Source organism: Cohnella soli (genome assembly GCF_042655525.1).
Classification (GTDB): domain Bacteria; phylum Bacillota; class Bacilli; order Paenibacillales; family Paenibacillaceae; genus Cohnella; species Cohnella soli.
Window position 1 is genome coordinate 122081 of the sequence record NZ_JBHSMI010000013.1, and the last position, 17530, is coordinate 139610.

17 protein-coding genes are annotated in these 17530 nt (G+C 54.0%); 10 read left to right on the forward strand and 7 right to left on the reverse strand.

Translation table 11 applies throughout. The annotated features are described in order from the left end of the window. Positions 1-19: 19 nt before the first annotated feature. The 5 genes from ACFPOF_RS07455 to ACFPOF_RS07475 all read right to left on the reverse strand — a co-directional run bounded on the left by ACFPOF_RS07455 (position 20) and on the right by ACFPOF_RS07475 (position 3686). A complete protein-coding gene (locus ACFPOF_RS07455; protein ID WP_378131140.1) occupies positions 20-295 on the reverse strand; it encodes a DUF2277 domain-containing protein in 276 nt (91 codons plus the stop codon). An 80-nt stretch (positions 296-375) separates the two neighbouring features. Continuing rightward, positions 376-924, reverse strand: a complete 549-nt coding sequence (lepB, locus tag ACFPOF_RS07460) for a signal peptidase I (protein ID WP_378131142.1) — start codon at positions 922-924, stop codon at positions 376-378. 121 nt (positions 925-1045) lie between these two features. Beyond that, positions 1046-2179, reverse strand: a complete 1134-nt coding sequence (locus ACFPOF_RS07465) for an acyltransferase (RefSeq protein ID WP_378131144.1) — start codon at positions 2177-2179, stop codon at positions 1046-1048. 174 nt (positions 2180-2353) lie between these two features. Continuing rightward, positions 2354-2809, reverse strand: coding sequence for an SRPBCC domain-containing protein (locus ACFPOF_RS07470; protein ID WP_378131146.1), 456 nt, complete (start codon positions 2807-2809; stop codon positions 2354-2356). Between the two features lie 103 nt (positions 2810-2912). Then, complete coding sequence (locus tag ACFPOF_RS07475; protein WP_378131148.1) at positions 2913-3686, reverse strand: Cof-type HAD-IIB family hydrolase; 774 nt, start codon at positions 3684-3686, stop codon at positions 2913-2915. A 1138-nt stretch (positions 3687-4824) separates the two neighbouring features. Between ACFPOF_RS07475 and ACFPOF_RS07480 the strand changes: the two genes are divergently transcribed. From ACFPOF_RS07480 to ACFPOF_RS07505, 6 genes are all read left to right on the forward strand, one after another. Beyond that, positions 4825-6435, forward strand: coding sequence for an ABC transporter substrate-binding protein (locus ACFPOF_RS07480; RefSeq protein ID WP_378131150.1), 1611 nt, complete (start codon positions 4825-4827; stop codon positions 6433-6435). Positions 6436-6523: 88 nt separating this feature from the next. Further along, a complete protein-coding gene (locus ACFPOF_RS07485) occupies positions 6524-7483 on the forward strand; it encodes an ABC transporter permease (protein WP_378131152.1) in 960 nt (319 codons plus the stop codon). Continuing rightward, complete coding sequence (locus ACFPOF_RS07490; protein ID WP_378131154.1) at positions 7480-8325, forward strand: ABC transporter permease; 846 nt, start codon at positions 7480-7482, stop codon at positions 8323-8325. Before ACFPOF_RS07485 ends, ACFPOF_RS07490 begins: the two co-directional genes overlap by 4 nt. Positions 8326-8343: 18 nt before the next feature. Then, entirely contained in the window at positions 8344-9369 is a 1026-nt protein-coding gene (locus tag ACFPOF_RS07495) for an ABC transporter ATP-binding protein (RefSeq protein WP_378131156.1), read from the forward strand. Next, positions 9366-10280 (forward strand): ABC transporter ATP-binding protein, encoded by a 915-nt coding sequence (locus ACFPOF_RS07500; RefSeq protein WP_378131158.1) that lies wholly within the window; start codon positions 9366-9368, stop codon positions 10278-10280. The genes ACFPOF_RS07495 and ACFPOF_RS07500 overlap by 4 nt, the downstream gene beginning before the upstream one ends. 21 nt (positions 10281-10301) lie before the next feature. Beyond that, entirely contained in the window at positions 10302-10742 is a 441-nt protein-coding gene (locus ACFPOF_RS07505) for a hypothetical protein (RefSeq protein WP_378131160.1), read from the forward strand. 487 nt (positions 10743-11229) lie between these two features. Here ACFPOF_RS07505 and ACFPOF_RS07510 read toward each other — a convergent pair whose 3' ends face one another. Then, positions 11230-12153, reverse strand: a complete 924-nt coding sequence (locus tag ACFPOF_RS07510) for a helix-turn-helix transcriptional regulator (protein ID WP_378131162.1) — start codon at positions 12151-12153, stop codon at positions 11230-11232. 141 nt (positions 12154-12294) lie between these two features. Between ACFPOF_RS07510 and ACFPOF_RS07515 the strand changes: the two genes are divergently transcribed. Further along, the gene (locus ACFPOF_RS07515; RefSeq protein WP_378131164.1) at positions 12295-12765 is read left to right on the forward strand and encodes a hypothetical protein; all 471 of its coding nucleotides are present in this window, start codon (positions 12295-12297) and stop codon (positions 12763-12765) included. A 366-nt stretch (positions 12766-13131) separates the two neighbouring features. Here ACFPOF_RS07515 and ACFPOF_RS07520 read toward each other — a convergent pair whose 3' ends face one another. Further along, positions 13132-14310 (reverse strand): acyl-CoA dehydrogenase family protein, encoded by a 1179-nt coding sequence (locus ACFPOF_RS07520; RefSeq protein WP_378131166.1) that lies wholly within the window; start codon positions 14308-14310, stop codon positions 13132-13134. A 225-nt stretch (positions 14311-14535) separates the two neighbouring features. Between ACFPOF_RS07520 and ACFPOF_RS07525 the strand changes: the two genes are divergently transcribed. The 3 genes from ACFPOF_RS07525 to ACFPOF_RS07535 all read left to right on the forward strand — a co-directional run bounded on the left by ACFPOF_RS07525 (position 14536) and on the right by ACFPOF_RS07535 (position 17530). Beyond that, complete coding sequence (locus tag ACFPOF_RS07525) at positions 14536-15441, forward strand: iron-hydroxamate ABC transporter substrate-binding protein (protein ID WP_378131167.1); 906 nt, start codon at positions 14536-14538, stop codon at positions 15439-15441. 74 nt (positions 15442-15515) lie between these two features. Beyond that, complete coding sequence (locus ACFPOF_RS07530; protein ID WP_378131169.1) at positions 15516-16526, forward strand: FecCD family ABC transporter permease; 1011 nt, start codon at positions 15516-15518, stop codon at positions 16524-16526. Continuing rightward, positions 16523-17530, forward strand: a complete 1008-nt coding sequence (locus ACFPOF_RS07535; RefSeq protein WP_378131171.1) for a FecCD family ABC transporter permease — start codon at positions 16523-16525, stop codon at positions 17528-17530. Before ACFPOF_RS07530 ends, ACFPOF_RS07535 begins: the two co-directional genes overlap by 4 nt.

Sequence of the window (17530 nt, forward strand, 5' to 3'; positions counted from 1 at the left end):
GCCTTTTCTAGGTTCAAGTTTACTTCTTCTCGCCGAACCGTTTGATAGATCTCACCCGGGCCCGCTGAGCTTCAATCTCGCGATTTTTGGAAGGCGCCTGGGTCACGAGAGAATCCAGCAGCTTCTGCGCGGCCGCCGTTACTTCTTCCACGGCCAACATAAACGCGGCCTCGTTCGTCTTGGAAGGTGCGTTAAAACCCGACAGCTTCCTGACAAATTGCAGAGAAGCCGCCCGAACTTCATTGGAAGTGGCCGGCGGTTCGAAATTAAACAACGTTTTAATGTTCCTGCACATGGCTTGTCCCCCCTTTCATACCTGCCCTTCGCATGGAAGAACCGCGGTTTATTGTCTGCTGACCGAACGCTCGGCGCCGCCTACATCACTTTCTTGCCTATCACGTGATCAAGCGGAATAAATCCGATCGCCCGGCTGTCCTCACTGTGATTGCGGTTATCTCCCATCACGAAAATATGTCCGTCCGGCACAGTCCAGCTCTCTTCCGTACTTAATTCCATCGCTTCCTGTATATAGGGCTCGTCGAGTTTCTCTCCGTTCCGGTACACCTCATGGTCTCTCAGCTCCAGCACGTCGCCCGGCTTACCAATGACCCGCTTCACATAAAACACGCGATCCGTCGTGTTATGGAAAAGTTGAAAAATCGGATTGTCTTTCACATCGTCCATGAAGGACCGATTCCGGTCTACCCGACTGTCGATAATGACAATGTCGCCGTAATTCGGATAATAAGAGAACGTGTGCGACAGCTTGGAGACGAACAACCGTTGCCCATCGCGCAATGTAGGGTCCATCGAGTGTCCATCCACTTTGTACGGCTGAATGACAAAGATACCGATAATCATCGAAAGAACAAACGCAATCGCAATCGTTCCGATCCACTCTTTTGCAAATTTTAATAAGACCATGAGCGCTCTCCCTCTGCGTCCTTTTCCACATTCTATCATACCGGGATAAGAGGTTCCATTCGGCGAATAAGGGACTGCCTCGTTCGCGCTGGCGAGTCGGAGACAATCCCTCGTATTTTTGTTATCTCTCGCCTACGAGAACAATACTCGCCATCCGAGATTTTTTGACCATCGCCACGAACAACCAGGATGCGACAAGAGCCACTACGGCACTGGCCCACAGAAGCAATTCGAAATAAGACGGGAAGTTCTGCATCACTTTGTCCCTCCACAAATACAGCACGAACGGATGGAAAAAGTAAATGCCGAACGATGCGACGCCGATGCTCGTCAGCGCCTTCGTAAGTAGGCCTCCTCGGCCGTGAACCCACATAGAGACACAGATCAATGCAAAGCAGCACAGCGAGCAGTAGCCATAAGTCAGCGCAAAATTGACCCAAGAGCGGTAAGGCTGCTCCAGATAACTCGGCTCATACTTCAGCATGGCGACTTGACCGACGTAGGCAACGCCGAGCAGAAGCGCGGACGACAGCACTATTTTCCGCCCGGGGACAGAAATCGACTTGCCCGACTTGAGCCGAATACCCGCGTAAGCGCCCAAGAACAAGTACAACATGTACGAACCGATAAAGACGCCGGTGCGTGTCATATGGAACACATAATAATTACTGAGATAGAACGCGATCTGCAGCGCAATCCCGATCCATATCAAATTAGCTCTGACCCATCGCAGGCGTACCAGCGCAAGAAACAGCGGGAAAACGATGAAAAACTGGATCATAATCGCGATGAAATACAAGTGCGGATAGTTATTACCGTATAGCAATCCTTCGAAAAAATCCGGAATCCGGTCCATCGGCGAAACGCCCTGTATACGGGATACAAACAAGTAATAAAAAATCGACCACGCGACATAGGGAAGCACGATCGACAACAACCGTTTTCTGTAGTAAGTTCCCCAATGGATGCCGGAGCGGCCGTCGTAATTATAGAAATGCACGAGCGCGCTTAGAAATAAGAACGACGGTACGGCAAAATAAGAAGCCGCGTTTACAATTAAATACGCCGGATACCAAGGATCGTCCTGCGGCAGCGTGCCGATTGCATAAGCGGTTGCATGAATGAGAATGACGGCGAGAATAGCGAAGGCCCGATATACGTCCAAATATTGGATTTTGCCGGTGACGTTCGCTTGTCGGGCTGAGGAATCGGATGAAGATATGGATACTGATGCGGTTGCGGATGGACTTGCCAAATGGACCACTCTTTTCTGGGGACGAATCAGCTATAAAACACCTCTCTATAGTTTACAAATTTCTGCACAAATGTATAGATGTCGTCAATGAAAAATTTATCACGGAGTGCTGCGATAAGAAAAAGACCGGACGACTTTCCTCAAAGGAAAATGTCCGGTCATTGCATATTCAACTTACCAGCCAAAGTCGAGCGTCTTGCCCGTCTCGACGTACGATTTGATACTGCTGAGAATCATCGGCCAGCTTTCCTGTGTCGACTCGTAGGAAGGATGGTCGTCCGGCCATTGGTCATTCACAAGCGTCAGCTTCGTGCATTTGCCGACCGTCTCGAACGTCAACGTCATTCTTGTCTGAAACTCCGCGTGATTAGCCCGGTAAGAAGGACCAGCATGCTCAGTGAAGCTCATCAATTTATTAGGTTCGTAGGCCAATACTTCCCCGTAAACGTGTACCGTCTCTTCCCCGTCAGTGCCAGGACCGACGTATTGGTACGGAGCTCCTACTTCGAATGTCGTACGCAGTTCACATCCGAAGAAAATCGCCTTCGTCGCCTCCGGCTTCAAAAATACGTTCCATACGTCTTCCGGCGTTCCGCCGATATACACGACATACTTCAAATCCGGTTTCATCAAACACCCTCCACTTCGTCTATTAACATCTTTTAACCATTATAGGGCCGACGATGGGACATGTATTGTAAAAACGCGACAGCCGAATTCTGGGCGAAAAGATTTAAAGCAAACCTGCGTACGCCAGCCCGTTGCGAATTCCGCCTTCATCGACGCGAGTGGTGACGTGATCCGCGAAAGGAAGCAGCTCCTCATGCGAATTGCCCATGGCGATGCCGAGCCCGACCAGTTGCAGCATCTCCTTGTCGTTGAGGCCGTCTCCGAACGCGACTGCCTCCTCTTTCTTTATTCCGAGCGCTGATAACAACACGTCGATTCCTTCCGCCTTCGAGCCCGTCGAAGTCAGTACGTCCATCGCCTTCGTGTGCCATCGAACGAAACGAAGATTCGGCAGTCCTCCCGGATACGCATGCTCCTCATGACTTTCACAATGGAGGAACACCTGATAGACTTCCCCGGTTCTCCAGAAGTCGGCATCAACGTCCGGCTGCTTGACTTTAAGCGATGCGACCGCATCGAATACGTGAGCATGTTCCTCCCGATTCGCGTAGAAGTTCGCCTTCCCTTCGAAAACGAGCGGATGTCCAAGCTCTTCGGACAGGGCAACAAGCTTCTCCAGGTCGGTTAGCGGAATCGTTCGTTGATACACTTCTTCGCCCTTGTACACCACATAGGCGCCGTTCAGGCTAACCCAAGAGTCGATACCCAGCTTCTCTGCGATGGGTTGAAAAAAGTAAGGCGCCCGCCCTGTCGCGATGACCGGTTCGATGCCGCTGGACTTCAATTGTCGGATCGCTTGGATCGTGTCTTCCGGAATCGTTTTCTCCTCGTCCAGCAGCGTGCCATCGAGATCGAAAAAAGCAATTTTGTAAGTCATAATGACAAAAGCCCCTTCCCTTATGCCAAATAATCCTATTGAGGTTGTCTACTATTATACAAATCTTTTTAAAAGATTTCGTCTGCCGGTCGTTAAATGAATGCAATTTCTGCGGCTATTCGACGTTTCGCACTCCCTTCGCAGGGCTGCAGTTGCTTTTCGGACAACTATTCGACGGCTCAAGGTTGTTTGCTTCTTAAAAACGGTTCCTCACTAGCAACAGCAGGGCCAGGCATTCGCTTACGAAAAACTTTGCTTTCTCGGGCAGTGTCGCATGCTGATTAGCTCGATTGTGTATGATTTTCATCCAAACATTCGCGAGGTAGTCCGTCAGCGGACGTTTGTACGAAATTTCGTACAAGGCGGGGCGCGAGGTAGTCCGCCAGCGGACATTTGTACGAAATTTCGTACAAGGCAGGGCGCGAGGCAGTCCGTCAGCGGACGTTTGTACGAAATTTCGTATAAAGCCGGGCTCGAGGTAGTCCGTCAGCGGACGTTTGTACGAAATTTCGTATAAAGCCGGGCTCGAGGTAGTCCGTCAGCGGGCGTTTGTACGAAATTTCGTGCAGACGGGGCGAGAGGTAGTCCGTCAGTGGGCGTTTGTACGAAATTTCGTATAAAGCCGGGCTCGAGGTAGTCAGTCAGCGGGCGTTTGTATGAAATTTCGTACAAGGCGGGGCGCGAGGTAGTCCGTCAGCGGGCGTTTGTACGAAATTTCGTACAAGGCGGGGCGCGTGGTGCCGCAGTTTGCTCGATTGTATGATTATTCATCCAAACATCTGCGTTGCGTTATCCGTTCGGCTGACTGTGTATGATTTCTCGACTATAGGCTCATCTTCTACTTTTCATGACCCGTGCTGTGGTCATGCAGTCTGCTGTGTTCAGCCTATCTCTATTCGTAAGCGATTTGCCCTGAAAGCAGGACTGCAGCCAGCCGTATAAGGCCTTGAACGAGGCAAGTCAATGTTGTAAACTTAATTTTTCACGCCGCACGCTCAGTATATCAAGCCACATTTAGGCAAAAAGTAAGCAAACGAATTATTTTTAAGGTGGGCATTGCAATTCCTAGTAATCCGATGTACAATTCAGGAATTAAACAAAGTAATAGAGACAATTAATCGTGGAGGATGAGAAACACATGCGTAAACACACCTATGGAATCGTCGCTCTAATTTTGCTGGCTTTGATGGTCAGCGCTTGCTCCAACAACAACTCGAACAATGGCGGCGCCAGCTCCGCTCCGGCTTCTTCGCCTGCTGCCAGCGGCGGCACTGCGAAAGAGGGCGGCAACCTGATTATCGCCGTCGGCGCCGACCCTGTCATATTGAACCCGAACTATGCGGGCGACCGTGTCAGCTTGACGATTGATCAAGCGCTTTATGCACCCCTTTTCCAAGTCAACAACGGCAAGAAGACGTTCTACTTGGCAGACAGCCTGACGCCTTCCGCCGACAACTTGACCTATACGCTGAAGCTTAAGAGCGGCCTGAAATGGCATGACGGCCAACCGCTCACCGCGGACGACGTCGTGTTCACGTTCGAGAAAATTCTCGACGAAAAACAAAACAGCTTCTTCCGCGAAAGCCTCGTTTTTAACGGCAAGCCGGTGCAAGTCGTGAAAGTCGACGATACGACGGTCGATTTCAAACTGCCGCAAGTGAGTCCTGCTTTCGAAGCAACGCTCGTGCAATTGACGCCGATTCCGAAGCACATTTTCGAGAACGAAACCGATATTGAGAAAAGCACGAAAAACGCCGCTCCGATCGGCTCCGGCGCTTTCAAATTCAAGGAATACAAAACTGGCGAATATGTAACGCTCGAGCGTTTCGACGATTACTTCGCGGGCAAGCCTCACCTTGACTCGATCACGTACCGTATCGCCAAAGACACGAACGCAGCGAACCTTGCGCTACAGAACGGCGAGATCAACGTCAAATATCTAGACCCGCAAGACGTACCAACGATTCAAGGAACGAACAACTTCGACATTCAGCCATACAGCGAAGGCCGCCTGGCTTACCTGCTCTTTAACGAGAACAGCGACACCGGCGCCTTGAAAAAGAAAGAAGTTCGCCAAGCATTGTCCTACGCCCTGAATCGCGAAGAGTTGATCCAAGCCGTATATAGCTCCGCGGATTATGCAGATCCGGCTAAATCGTTCGTCACGCCGGACGGTCTGTTCCACACGAACGACGTGCCGTCCTTCGACAACGACGCTGAGAAAGCGAAAAAATTGCTTGCCGACGCCGGCTTCAGCAACTTGAAACTGCGCTTTATCGTCTCCAGCGGCAACAAAGCGCAAGAAGCTGCTTCGCTGTACGTGCAGCAGAAACTGAAAGACATCGGCGTAACCGTTGAATTGAAGAACATGGACGCTTCCGCTTACGGTCAGAAATTCACCGATCCGAATGCCAAAGATTTCGAGCTCGCTTACGCGGGCTACATTATGGGTTACGACCCGGACGCATACCGCTCGTTGTACCAGACGAACGGCGGTTCCAACTACACGCATTACAGCAACCCTAAAGTCGACGAATTGTTCGAGAAAGGCGCCGGCGAAGCGGATGCGACGAAACGCGGCCAAGCTTATACCGAGCTGCAAAATCTGATCGCCGACGACGCTGCCGTCTACCCTGCAGCATATACGAAAACGATCGTCGCCATCGACAAGCGCTTCGGCGGCTTGGAAGAAGCGGTACTGAAGCCGGTCGTTATATTCGAAGACGTGTCCAAACTTTACTTGAAATAATGCTCCGACCCGTGAAAAAATAAGCTGGAAAGCTCAGCTTATTTTTTTGCACAATTAAACACTTAGCGGGAACGGGAGAACGCATCTTATGAGACAACTCATCATCAAGAGACTACTGCAGGCGATTCCGTTGTTGTTCTTCGTCTCCATCGTCTGCTTCGGTCTGATCAAGCTTGCGCCAGGCGATCCGGTGCTCAGCTTCATAACGCCGAACATGCACGCGGAAGATATCGAACGCATTCGCCATAACCTCGGGCTGGACCAGCCGGCATACGTTCAATACTGGCGCTGGCTTCAGGAGTGCCTGTCCGGCAACCTCGGATATTCGCTCGTGAACCATCAGCCCGTATTGGACCAAATTGTCGACCGACTCCCCGCCACGGCCGGCCTCATGGGCATCTCGATTGCCCTCGCAGTGCTGCTCGCGATTCCGCTTGGTTTGATCGCGGGCGCGAACCGGAACCGCTGGTTGGACAAACTGATCAACCTGGTCGCGTATATCGGCATCTCCATACCGCTTTTCTGGCTGGCGATTCTGTTGATTTATTATTTCGCGATCAAGCTGCACTGGCTGCCGAGCATGGGCATGCGGACAATCGGCAAAAACTCGGCGGGAGACGTCATCAAGCACGGAATCTTGCCCTGCACCGTGTTGACGTTCGGCTTCCTCGCCGGCTATTTGCGCTACATCCGGTCCGGAACAATCGGGCAACTGAAAGAGGAATATGTGCAAATCCAATACGCTTTCGGCTCCAAGAAATCGACCGTCTTGTTCCGCCATGTTATGAAACACGTGCTACTTCCGATTATTACGCTGCTCGGGCTGTCGATGGGCGAACTTGTTACGGGCGCGCTTGTCACGGAAACCGTATTTTCCTGGCCGGGCATCGGCTCCCTCGGCATGACCGCCGTTCGGGGCATGGACTACCCCGTCATTATGGGCATTACGCTCATGTCCGCACTGCTGCTCATTCTCGGCAATCTCTTGGCGGACATCCTATACGGCATCGCCGACCCTAGAATCAAATCGGGAGAGGTGACGTCATGAATCGCAACAGATGGCACAGCGTAAGAAGCGAACTTTTCTCCAACGTATTCGGCATCATCGCCGTTTGTATTCTCGTTCTGCTCACGATCGCATCAACGCTGGCGTTCTTGTCCCCGATGGATCCGAACAAGCTGGACGTCACCGCCAAGCTGCTGCCTCCGAGCGCGAGCCATTGGTTCGGCACCGACGATTACGGGCGCGATTACTTCACGCGGGCGTTGTACGGCGGCCGGGTGTCGCTGATGGTCGGTTTCGCATCCATGATTCTGACGACCGGCCTGGGTACTGTCATCGGCCTCGTCAGCGGATATTTTGGCGGCTGGATCGACAACTTGCTAATGCGTTTGCTCGAGGTGTTCCAATCGATCCCCTCGTTCCTTGTCATGCTGCTGCTCAGCGTGTTCCTGAGCCCAAGTGTCGGCAATATTATTGTCATCATTGCCCTGCTGATGTGGATGAACATCGCGCGGATCGTCCGCGCGGAGACTTTATCGCTCAAGACGCGCGAATACGTCCTGTACGCACGTGCGTCCGGGCAAAATTCCTTCGGCATTATCGCCAAACACATTTTGCCGAATCTCGTCCCCGTCATCATCGTCGGCGCGACGAACAACATCGCATTCGCCATTCTGATGGAATCTTCGCTGAGCTTCCTCGGCTTCGGCGTTCAGCCGCCGAATGCGACGTGGGGCAGCATGCTGAACAACGCGCAGAGCTACGTGATCCAATCGCCGTCTCTCGCGGTTTTCCCAGGCTTGCTTATTTTGCTGACCGTGCTCAGCTTCAATATTCTCGGCGATATACTTCGCGTCGGCTTCGAACCGAAGCTTGGCCGCAAGTAAGCGAAGGAGCGATACATCATGACAGAACGTCTACTCACCGTCGACGACTTGCGCGTCTCGTTCCGTACGCGGCACGGGGACAACCAAGCGGTTCGCGGCGTCACCTTCCACATCGATGCGGGAGAAACCGTCGGCATCGTCGGCGAATCCGGAAGCGGCAAGAGCGTCACCGCCAAAGCAATACTCTCCATTGTTCAGCCGCCCGGGGAGATCGTCTCCGGCAGCGTCTCGTTTCGAGGCGAACGGCTGACCGACATGCCGGAAAAAGCTTTGCGCAAAATACGGGGCAACCGGATTGCAATGGTGTTCCAGGACCCGATGACATCCCTCAATCCGGTCAAACGGGTCGGCGACCAGATGACGGAAGTCATTCGCCGTCATCGCGGCCTTAAAGCGGACGAAGCGCTCGCGGAAGCGATTCGCTTGTTGCGCGAAGTCGGCATCTCGGAACCGGAGCGGCGCGTTCGCCAATACCCGCACGAATTCAGCGGCGGGATGCGGCAGCGCGTCATGATCGCGATGGCGCTCAGCTGCAACCCGGAGCTGCTCATTGCAGACGAACCGACCACAGCGCTGGATGTGACGATTCAGGCGCAAATTCTTGAGCTTTTCAAACAATTAAAAAACAACCCGGACACCGCTGTCGCTCTTATCACCCACGACCTCGGCGTCGTCGCCCAAGTATGCACACGAGTCATCGTCATGTACGGCGGGATGATCATGGAGGAAGGCACGGTGGAGGACATCTTCTACCGCGCCCAACATCCGTACACGCAAGGCTTGTTACGATCCGTGCCGAAACGCGGGGGCGGCAGCCGGGAACGCCTCGTAGCTATCGAGGGCACTCCTCCGGACTTGCTCGATCCGCCGCCGGGTTGCCCGTTCATGGCGCGTTGCCCCCATGCGATGGATAAATGCGCGAAGCTGCCTCCGATGTTCCAGATCGGACCTGGACACCGTTCGCTGTGCTGGCTGGCGGAAGACGATCATGCGCCGGTACCGGACCACAGCGGCGATGTCGTCCATAAGGAGGCCGTGCAATGAGCGATATTCGCGAAACGAACGTGCTTGTGGACGTGAAAGATTTGAAAAAGCATTTTGTCAAAAGTAAAGATATATGGGGACGGACAACCGGCGTGCTGAAAGCCGTCGACGGTGTCAGCTTCCAGATTCGGCGGGGCGAGACGTTCGGACTTGTCGGGGAATCCGGTAGCGGCAAATCGACCGTCGGACGTTGCTTGTTGCGGCTTTACGATTATACGGCCGGAGAAGTGCTTTTTGACGGGCAGCCGATTTCAACGCTTGGGGAGAAGCAGTTAAAGCCATTCCGCAGGCGGATTCAATCGATTTTCCAGGACCCGTATTCCTCTTTGAATCCGGGTATGAACGTGCTGGAATTGATCGGCGAACCGATGAACATTCACGGCATGCTGCCTGGCGTCGAACGAGAAGACGCGATCGCAGCACTGCTCGACAGAGTCGGCTTGAAGCGAGAGCATCTGTATCGTTACCCTCACGAATTCAGCGGCGGGCAGCGGCAGCGGATTTCCATCGCGAGGGCGCTGGCCGTACGGCCGGAATTCGTCGTCTGCGATGAGCCGATCTCGGCGCTGGACGTATCCGTGCAAGCTCAAGTCGTCAACATGCTCGAAGATTTGCAATCCGAGTTCGGACTCACTTATTTGTTCATTGCCCACGACCTGTCGATGGTAAGGCACATTTCCGATCGGATCGGCGTGATGTACAAAGGACGCCTCGTGGAAGTAGCAGACAGCGATGAACTATACGACAATCCGCTGCACCCTTACACGCAAGCGCTGCTGTCGGCCATACCGGTGCCGGACCCTCGCGCTACAGCCGAGCGGATCGTCTGGTCGGGTGACGACCATCCGGCTTGGGATTCGGTTCCGTTGCGGGAAGTGTCGCCTGGACATTATGCAGCTATTGCAGAATAAAAGGAGAAGGGGTGGACGAATATGACATCGGTTAACGATACGAAAGTGAAATTGTCGCAATGGGAGGCTTTGCTGCTGGAGTCGTTGCGATCGCTCGGGTGGTCAGACGAGGAACTGCTGCGTCGCGTTCCCGCCGGGGACAATCTGCCAAAGGACGAAAGCGACTTCGAATTCGATTACGAGGCGCTGGCTTCTTTCGCCCGTCAAGAGCCTGAGATTTACGAATCGGCGGTCAAGAATGGCTACCAGATCAAATACAACACGATCCGCGGCATCCGCAGTTGGATTCTCGTCGCGCTCGGCGTAACCGCCGAACTATCGCTCGACGAAGGCAACGAGTATGCGACGGCGCCACTGTCCGACGCACAACGCAACCGTTTGGAAGGTGTGTTGTCGCACGGCTGGAGCTTGGAGGCAGCTGAAGCGCCAGGCTTGTACCGAATTGTACCGAGCCGGGCGTGAGATGCCTCTGAGATGGCGAAAGTGGAATGCGTGGTGATACGGGCGATGCCCGGCAAAGTGCGTTTATGGGAAGCAACCTGCGAAAAGGCGGGTTGCTTCCTTTTGCTTTAAGGAGCGATTTAGTTCGCATGAGCGAGTAACTTCTTGCGGTGTGCGGCATCAGGCAACGAGTTAGTAAGCATGAGCGAGTAAATCCGTGCGGAGAGCGACTTCAGGCGGCGATTTAGTTCGCATGAGCGAGTAAATCCGCGCGGGGAGCGACTTCAGGCGGCGAATTAGTAAGCATGAGCGAGTAAATCCGCGCGGGGAGCGACTCCAGGCGGCGAGTGAGTTCGCACTTGAGCGAGTAGCTCCGAACGGTGAGCGGCGTCAGGCAGCGAATTAGTTGGCATAAGCGCTTAAGCAAGTAACTCCCCGCGGACGCCGACGCTCCGCTGCAAATTAGTCCCGAAGGAGACTAAATCAGCAGCCCCCCGTCGCCCAGCCGTTACTTGCGCAGGGCCGCGTATCGATCCAGCATGCTTCTCAGCTTCGCCTCAAACATCTCCCGCAGCTCGGGCGGCTCGACGATGACAGCGCGGTCTCCGAAACCGAGGACAAGCGAAAAGAGCCATTCCGGGTTGCTTGCGTTGCCGATGTCCAGCGTCAAAGTTAGGGATCCGTCGTCGTTAAAAGTTTTGTCCGCGCCCATAAACACGTCGAGAGCTTTAGCCAGAGAATTCGGCGCGATGTGCACGACCACTATCGCCGGCTTGTCGCGAGAGAGCCAATCCGGTCTTTCGTCCGCCGGGCGAACTTCGTGGAAGCGGCTGAACGTTTCCGGAAGAACTGTCAACTCGACGATCCTCGACAGCTTGAACTCCCGGTAATCCTGTCTCGCGAGACAGAAGCCGTAGACGTACCAGCTTTGGTTTTTGTACATCAGGCTAGCCGGCTCGACCTTCCTGCTCGTACGTTCGTTTTTCGCATCGATATAGTCAAATCGAACGATATGCTTCGTTGTAATCGCGGAACGTATAGAACGAAGCTCCTTGTTGTTCAACCGCCTGTTCTCGATATCGAGCGACAGGCTCGGCATGCCGCCTCCCTGCTGAATCGTCTGCAGCTTTCGGACCGTCTCCATCGCCTTATCATCCCGGAACACGGAAGACATGCCCTGGAGAACAGTAATCAGTGAACCGACGTCGTAGGAACCGAGCAAGCTTCTGTCCATTTTATATTCTTCGACGATGCCGTAACCGCCGTGCACCCCTTGATAGGACACGATCGGAATACCCGCCGCGCAGATCGCGTCGATATCGCGATAGATCGTCCGTTGGGACACTTTGTATTTGTCCGCGAGCTCGGAAGCCGATACGACTTCGTTATTCAGCAGCATGTAAATCATGGATATTAAACGCTCCAGCTTCATTCCGTTCCCCGCCTATTCCAGAAAAGAATCCTCTTTAACCGAATTGTCGCACGACGCGGCAGTACGCACAAGTACATGGTTCGGTTCACTAAACTAGCTATTGGAATTAATTCATATCGGTTAAGGTAGGAATCGCAGAAAATGAATTCGAAGCTTGTGCTGATCAGTCTCTATATCGTACTCGTATATTGGGTCTCGGAACAATTTCCTGAATTTCACGCCTTATTCTATCCGACGTTAGGGGCGTTCAGCTTCCTTCTCGCATCGAGAAAATTCGAATTCAAGGAAACCGGCCGCGTGCTGCTCGGCGCGACGATCGCATCCACTATCGGTACGGCATTGCATGCTATGCTTCCCGGAGTTGCGGGCTTGCTCATCGATACGTTGCTCGTCATCTGGCTCATTCAGAGATTCAAATGGAAAGCTCCGCCGATTCTCGCCGTATCCATCATTCCGTTCTTCGTTCCGCAAAATAACCTGTGGGCTATGCCCGCATCCGTGTTTGTCTCACTGGCTGGCTTGATCGTCCTTCTCGAAGGTGCGAGACGGGTGTCCGAATGGCGCGTCGTTCTCCTGTCCGATCGTACCGGAATCGCTCCGGAAGCCGACTGACCTTCATCCACCATTTAGGCCGCTTTTGATTTTTTCCGAAGCTGACGATGCCGTCCGAATCCGAACAGAGCGAATAGCCGCACGTAGCACACCGCCACGGGACTGTAGAAAGGGCATCTGCTTCAAGGCGTTTCTCCGGGATTCCGCTGACTAGTTGCGCAAATGGCATTTGTTTTTGCTACTTTGTCGGTTTCAAGACAATACTCGCTGAAACAAATGACTTTTTTACAACTCATCCGCCTTAAGTCGGCTTAACGCCGAAATTAGATGCCGTCTGTACACTAAGTTAGCCATGTAGCGCGTTGCGTATTGCAGGGTGCTCATTACCCCTATATCGCCCGCAGCGCGTTGCGGGGTGCGGTTTGCTCATTCCCCTTGTAGCGCGCGGAGCGCCAATGTCTGGATGACCGCGTCATCCATCGGCGGGTTGTGCAAACCCGCTCTGACGTCCCGGTACATCCGTTCTAGAGGCAAGCTCTTGGCGAGACCCGCGCCACCGACGATTCGCATCGCCCGATCCACTACATCGATCGCTCCGTTCGTGGCGATGTGCTTCGCCAGTCCGAGCTCCGGCTTCAGCGCTTCGCGTTGATCCGGCGAACGGTCCCAGCGGTCCGCCACGAAGTACAAATAACCTCTCGCCGCAATCAGCTTCGCTTCCATTTCGCCAATCTGCCGTTCAATATGAGGGAGCTCCGCAATCGGTTTGCCGATAGAGTTCGGCTTATGATTGCGCGCGAAGTCAATTGCGAAATCCCGAGCGGCGTAAGCGATACCGATGTAACAAGCGGGAACGTGTAGCAATGCGCCCGCTTCGTCCGGCTGCTTCGGCTTCCGAGGAGCTCCGCCTGCGAATACCGTCTCCTCATCGGGCACGAATACCTCGTTGAGCAGCAAGTCGTGACTGCCCGTCGCCCGCATACCGAGCGTATCCCACGTCTCTTCGACCGTAACGGCCGGGCTGCGACGTACGAGAAACTCGCCGACGACATCTTCACCCTCTAGCGTTGCGGAAACGGTAAATGCACTGGCAATCGGACTTAACGTGCTGTATGTTTTGCGACCGCTTAAGAGCCATCCACCGTTGACGCGAACGGCTTTCGTCTCCGGCTTGCCGCCGCGCGTCGGACTTCCCGTCGCTCTCTCGCTCGCATAGTGGTTAAACAGCGCCCCTTCACTCACGACCTCCTCGCACAGCTTCTCGAATAGTTTCTCCGGCCATAACCGTGACAAGCGTAATTGCATTAATTGCCCGAGGTGCCAGCCTACGGCAAGAGCGGTCGAGCCGTCTCCCCTTGCCAGTCGGTCCTGGGACAGCACAAACTCGTACAGCGAAGCTTCTTCTCCCCCGAATGCCAGAGGAATCGTCAGCTTCAAATATCCGGCTTCCTTTAGTTCCGCAAAGTTAGCAAAAGGAAAACTGCCCTCCCGATCGTGCTGCGGCGCTCTCTTTGCGAATGACGCGGCAAGTCGCTCGGCTCTTCCGGCGATAGCGGCTTCACGGTCGTTACGAATCAAGAGATCCGGCGAGTGTTGCTGTGTCATGAATGATTGCCTCCCCCCGGTCATCCATTAAAATTGGGATTAATCATAGATTTCCACTCGGAATTTGTCAACCGAAATTTCCGCAGAAATTTCAGCCAGCAGCCAAACCAGTTGACAAATATTCAAAACACGCTTAAAGTGAATAACTGTGACAATGATAATCATTATCAATAAAGATGTGCCATAAATCTGCTCTTTTCACGCGCATCCAAAGGAGACTATTTTATGAGATCCCGTTTATTCCCTATCCTCATGGTTCTTTCGCTCGCTATCGTGCTCGGCGCTTGCGGAAGCAAGAACAACAACGCAGACGGCGGAGTCAAAACCATTACATACGAATCGCAAACCGGCCCTGTTGAAGTGCCTGCCGATCCGCAGCGCGTCGTCGTCCTTTCCTCTTATGCCGGCGATGTTTTGTCGCTTGGCGTCAACCTCGTCGGCGTAGATTCCTGGTCCAAGATGAACCCTCGCTTCGAAGAAAAATTGAAAGACGTCGCAGAAGTATCCGACCAGAATCTCGAGAAAATTATCGAGCTGAAACCCGACCTGATCATCGGCCTCGACAATGTAAAGAACATCGAAAAGCTGAAGGAGATCGCACCAACCGTTGTGTACACCTACGGCAAGGTAGACTACTTGACGCAGCATCTCGAGATCGGTAAAGCGTTAAATAAGGAAAAGGAAGCCCAGGCCTGGGTCGACGACTTCAAGAGCCGCGCCGCTAAGATCGGCGAGGACATCAAAGCGAAGATCGGCGAAGGCAAGACGGTGTCCGTCATCGAAAGCTTCGACAAGCAGCTGTACGTGTTCGGCGATCACTGGGGACGCGGAACGGAAATTTTGTACCAGGCGATGGGACTTCCCATGCCGGCCAAAGTAGCCGAAATGACGACCAAAGACGGCTACTACGCGATCTCGGCCGAAGTGGTCGCCGACTATATGGGCGACTACGTTATTTTCAGCAAAAACCCCGATGCGGATAACTCGTTCCAAAAAACGGACACGTACAAAAATACGCCTGCGGCGAAAGCGGGTCACGTTTTCGAAGTGAATGCGAAAGAATTTTATTTCAACGATGCGCTGACGCTGGATTTCCAGCTGGAAACCTTTAAGAAGCAATTTCTTGGCTAAAAGCATTCAACGGGAGGCGTTCATGATGACCATGAATCCTCCCTCTATTCTTATGCAAGGACTGGACTGATACGATGAATATAAGGAAACGAACGCCCTACACCTATACCGCGAAGCTGGTCGCGAGCGCCCTTGCATTGGTCGCTATGTTCGTCGTCGCCATGAGCTTCGGCGCTGCGGATGTCACGATGAAAGACGTGTGGCTCGTTCTGACCACGGGGCAGAAAAACGATACATTAACGATGCTTCGCGAGATTCGCTACCCGCGCGAAGTCGCTGCGATCCTCGTCGGCTCGGCCCTTGCGGTCGCCGGATCGATCATGCAGGGCCTCACCCGCAACCCGCTTGCCGATCCCGGCTTGCTCGGCTTGACGGCTGGCGCCAATGCCGCTCTCGCCCTGACGATTATTATGATCCCCACGGCCGGCTATTTCGGCACGATGATCGCCTGCTTCGTCGGCGCGGCCTGCGGCAGCTTGCTCGTGCTTGGCATCGGCGCCATCAAGAAGGGGGGACTGTCTCCGCTCCGGCTCGTGCTGGCGGGCTCCGCTGTATCGGCTTTACTCTATGCCGTCGCGGACGGTTCCGGCCTATTGTTCAAAGTGTCGAAAGACGTAACGATGTGGACTGCGGGCGGTTTGATCGGCACGTCATGGAGCCAGGTGCAGGCCATCGCTCCAATCGTGCTGATCGGCGTACTCATCGCCGTGGCCTTGTCCAGGCAATTGACCATCCTTAGCCTAAACGAGGAAGCGGCTGTCGGGCTTGGACTGCGAACAGTTTACGTCAAAGTCGCGTTAAACATACTCGTTATTTTGCTAGCGGGCGCTGCAGTTGCACTCGTTGGGAATATGGCTTTTATCGGATTGATGGTTCCCCACATCGTCCGGTATTTGTTCGGTACAGATTACCGGTCCATCGTTCCGATGTCGGCTCTCTGGGGAGCGGTGTTCATGCTCATGGCAGACACGCTTGCTCGCACAATCAATGCACCTTACGAAACGCCGGTCGTGGCGATCATTGCGATGATGGGATTGCCTTTCTTCCTATTGATCGTGCGTAAAGGAGTGAAGGGTACATCATGAATCACAGCTCACTTGCCAGAAAGCAGAGGATGACTGTTCTCGCGCTGTTGCTGCTCACCTTGCTGACGATCGTCGTCGGCATGGGGCTCGGCTACGCTTCGCTCTCTTATGACCGGCTTCTCCCGACGTTGTTCGGAGGGGGGACGTTTAAGGAACATTTCGTCCTCTTCGATATTAGGTTACCGCGCATCGCGATTACTTTACTCGCCGGAATGGCGCTGGCGTTATCCGGCTCTATCCTGCAAGGTATCACGAGAAACGATTTGGCGGACCCCGGCGTCATCGGCATCAACTCCGGCGCCGGCGTCGCAATCGCCGTGTTTTTCCTGTTCGTCCCGATCGATCCAGGCTCGTTCGTCTACTCGCTCCCGCTCGTCGGATTCTGCGGAGCGATGCTGACCGCCGCTTTGATCTACCTGTTCTCCTATAGCAAAAATGAAGGCCTGAACCCGACTCGACTCGTCCTTGTCGGCGTCGGTTTCTCGCTCGCGCTGTCCGGGCTGATGGTTATCATTATATCCGCGGCAGACCGTGCCAAAGTCGATTTTATCGCCAAATGGCTCGCCGGCAACATCTGGGGCACCGATTGGCCATTCGTCGTCGCCCTGCTGCCGTGGCTTATCGTGCTTATTCCATTCGCGCTATACAAAGCCAACACGATGAATATGCTTAGCCTGCACGAATCCGTCGCCGTCGGCGCGGGCGTTAACGTCCTGCGCGAACGCCTTGTGCTGCTCGGCACGGCGGTTGCCTTGGCCGCGTCCGCCGTATCCGTAACCGGCGGCATCGCCTTCATTGGGCTGATGGCCCCCCACATCGCCAAAGCGATCGTCGGGCCGCGCCACCAGATGTACGTCCCCGTCGCCGTGCTGCTCGGCGGTTGGCTGCTACTGCTGGCCGACACGATCGGGCGGAACATCGTCGATCCCGACGGCATCCCGGCGGGCATCATGGTCGCCTTCATCGGCGCTCCGTATTTCGTATATCTGCTGCTTAGAAAATAG

Bases quoted from the DNA above. Each gene is read 5' to 3' on its own strand.
- ACFPOF_RS07455 (WP_378131140.1), bottom strand. From the start codon at position 295: ATGTGCAGGAACATTAAAACGTTGTTTAATTTCGAACCGCCGGCCACT.
- lepB (WP_378131142.1), bottom strand. From the start codon at position 924: ATGGTCTTATTAAAATTTGCAAAAGAGTGGATCGGAACGATTGCGATT.
- ACFPOF_RS07470 (WP_378131146.1), bottom strand. From the start codon at position 2,809: ATGAAACCGGATTTGAAGTATGTCGTGTATATCGGCGGAACGCCGGAA.
- ACFPOF_RS07475 (WP_378131148.1), bottom strand. From the start codon at position 3,686: ATGACTTACAAAATTGCTTTTTTCGATCTCGATGGCACGCTGCTGGAC.
- ACFPOF_RS07480 (WP_378131150.1), top strand. From the start codon at position 4,825: ATGCGTAAACACACCTATGGAATCGTCGCTCTAATTTTGCTGGCTTTG.
- ACFPOF_RS07485 (WP_378131152.1), top strand. From the start codon at position 6,524: ATGAGACAACTCATCATCAAGAGACTACTGCAGGCGATTCCGTTGTTG.
- ACFPOF_RS07490 (WP_378131154.1), top strand. From the start codon at position 7,480: ATGAATCGCAACAGATGGCACAGCGTAAGAAGCGAACTTTTCTCCAAC.
- ACFPOF_RS07495 (WP_378131156.1), top strand. From the start codon at position 8,344: ATGACAGAACGTCTACTCACCGTCGACGACTTGCGCGTCTCGTTCCGT.
- ACFPOF_RS07500 (WP_378131158.1), top strand. From the start codon at position 9,366: ATGAGCGATATTCGCGAAACGAACGTGCTTGTGGACGTGAAAGATTTG.
- ACFPOF_RS07505 (WP_378131160.1), top strand. From the start codon at position 10,302: ATGACATCGGTTAACGATACGAAAGTGAAATTGTCGCAATGGGAGGCT.
- ACFPOF_RS07510 (WP_378131162.1), bottom strand. From the start codon at position 12,153: ATGAAGCTGGAGCGTTTAATATCCATGATTTACATGCTGCTGAATAAC.
- ACFPOF_RS07515 (WP_378131164.1), top strand. From the start codon at position 12,295: ATGAATTCGAAGCTTGTGCTGATCAGTCTCTATATCGTACTCGTATAT.
- ACFPOF_RS07520 (WP_378131166.1), bottom strand. From the start codon at position 14,310: ATGACACAGCAACACTCGCCGGATCTCTTGATTCGTAACGACCGTGAA.
- ACFPOF_RS07525 (WP_378131167.1), top strand. From the start codon at position 14,536: ATGAGATCCCGTTTATTCCCTATCCTCATGGTTCTTTCGCTCGCTATC.
- ACFPOF_RS07530 (WP_378131169.1), top strand. From the start codon at position 15,516: ATGAATATAAGGAAACGAACGCCCTACACCTATACCGCGAAGCTGGTC.
- ACFPOF_RS07535 (WP_378131171.1), top strand. From the start codon at position 16,523: ATGAATCACAGCTCACTTGCCAGAAAGCAGAGGATGACTGTTCTCGCG.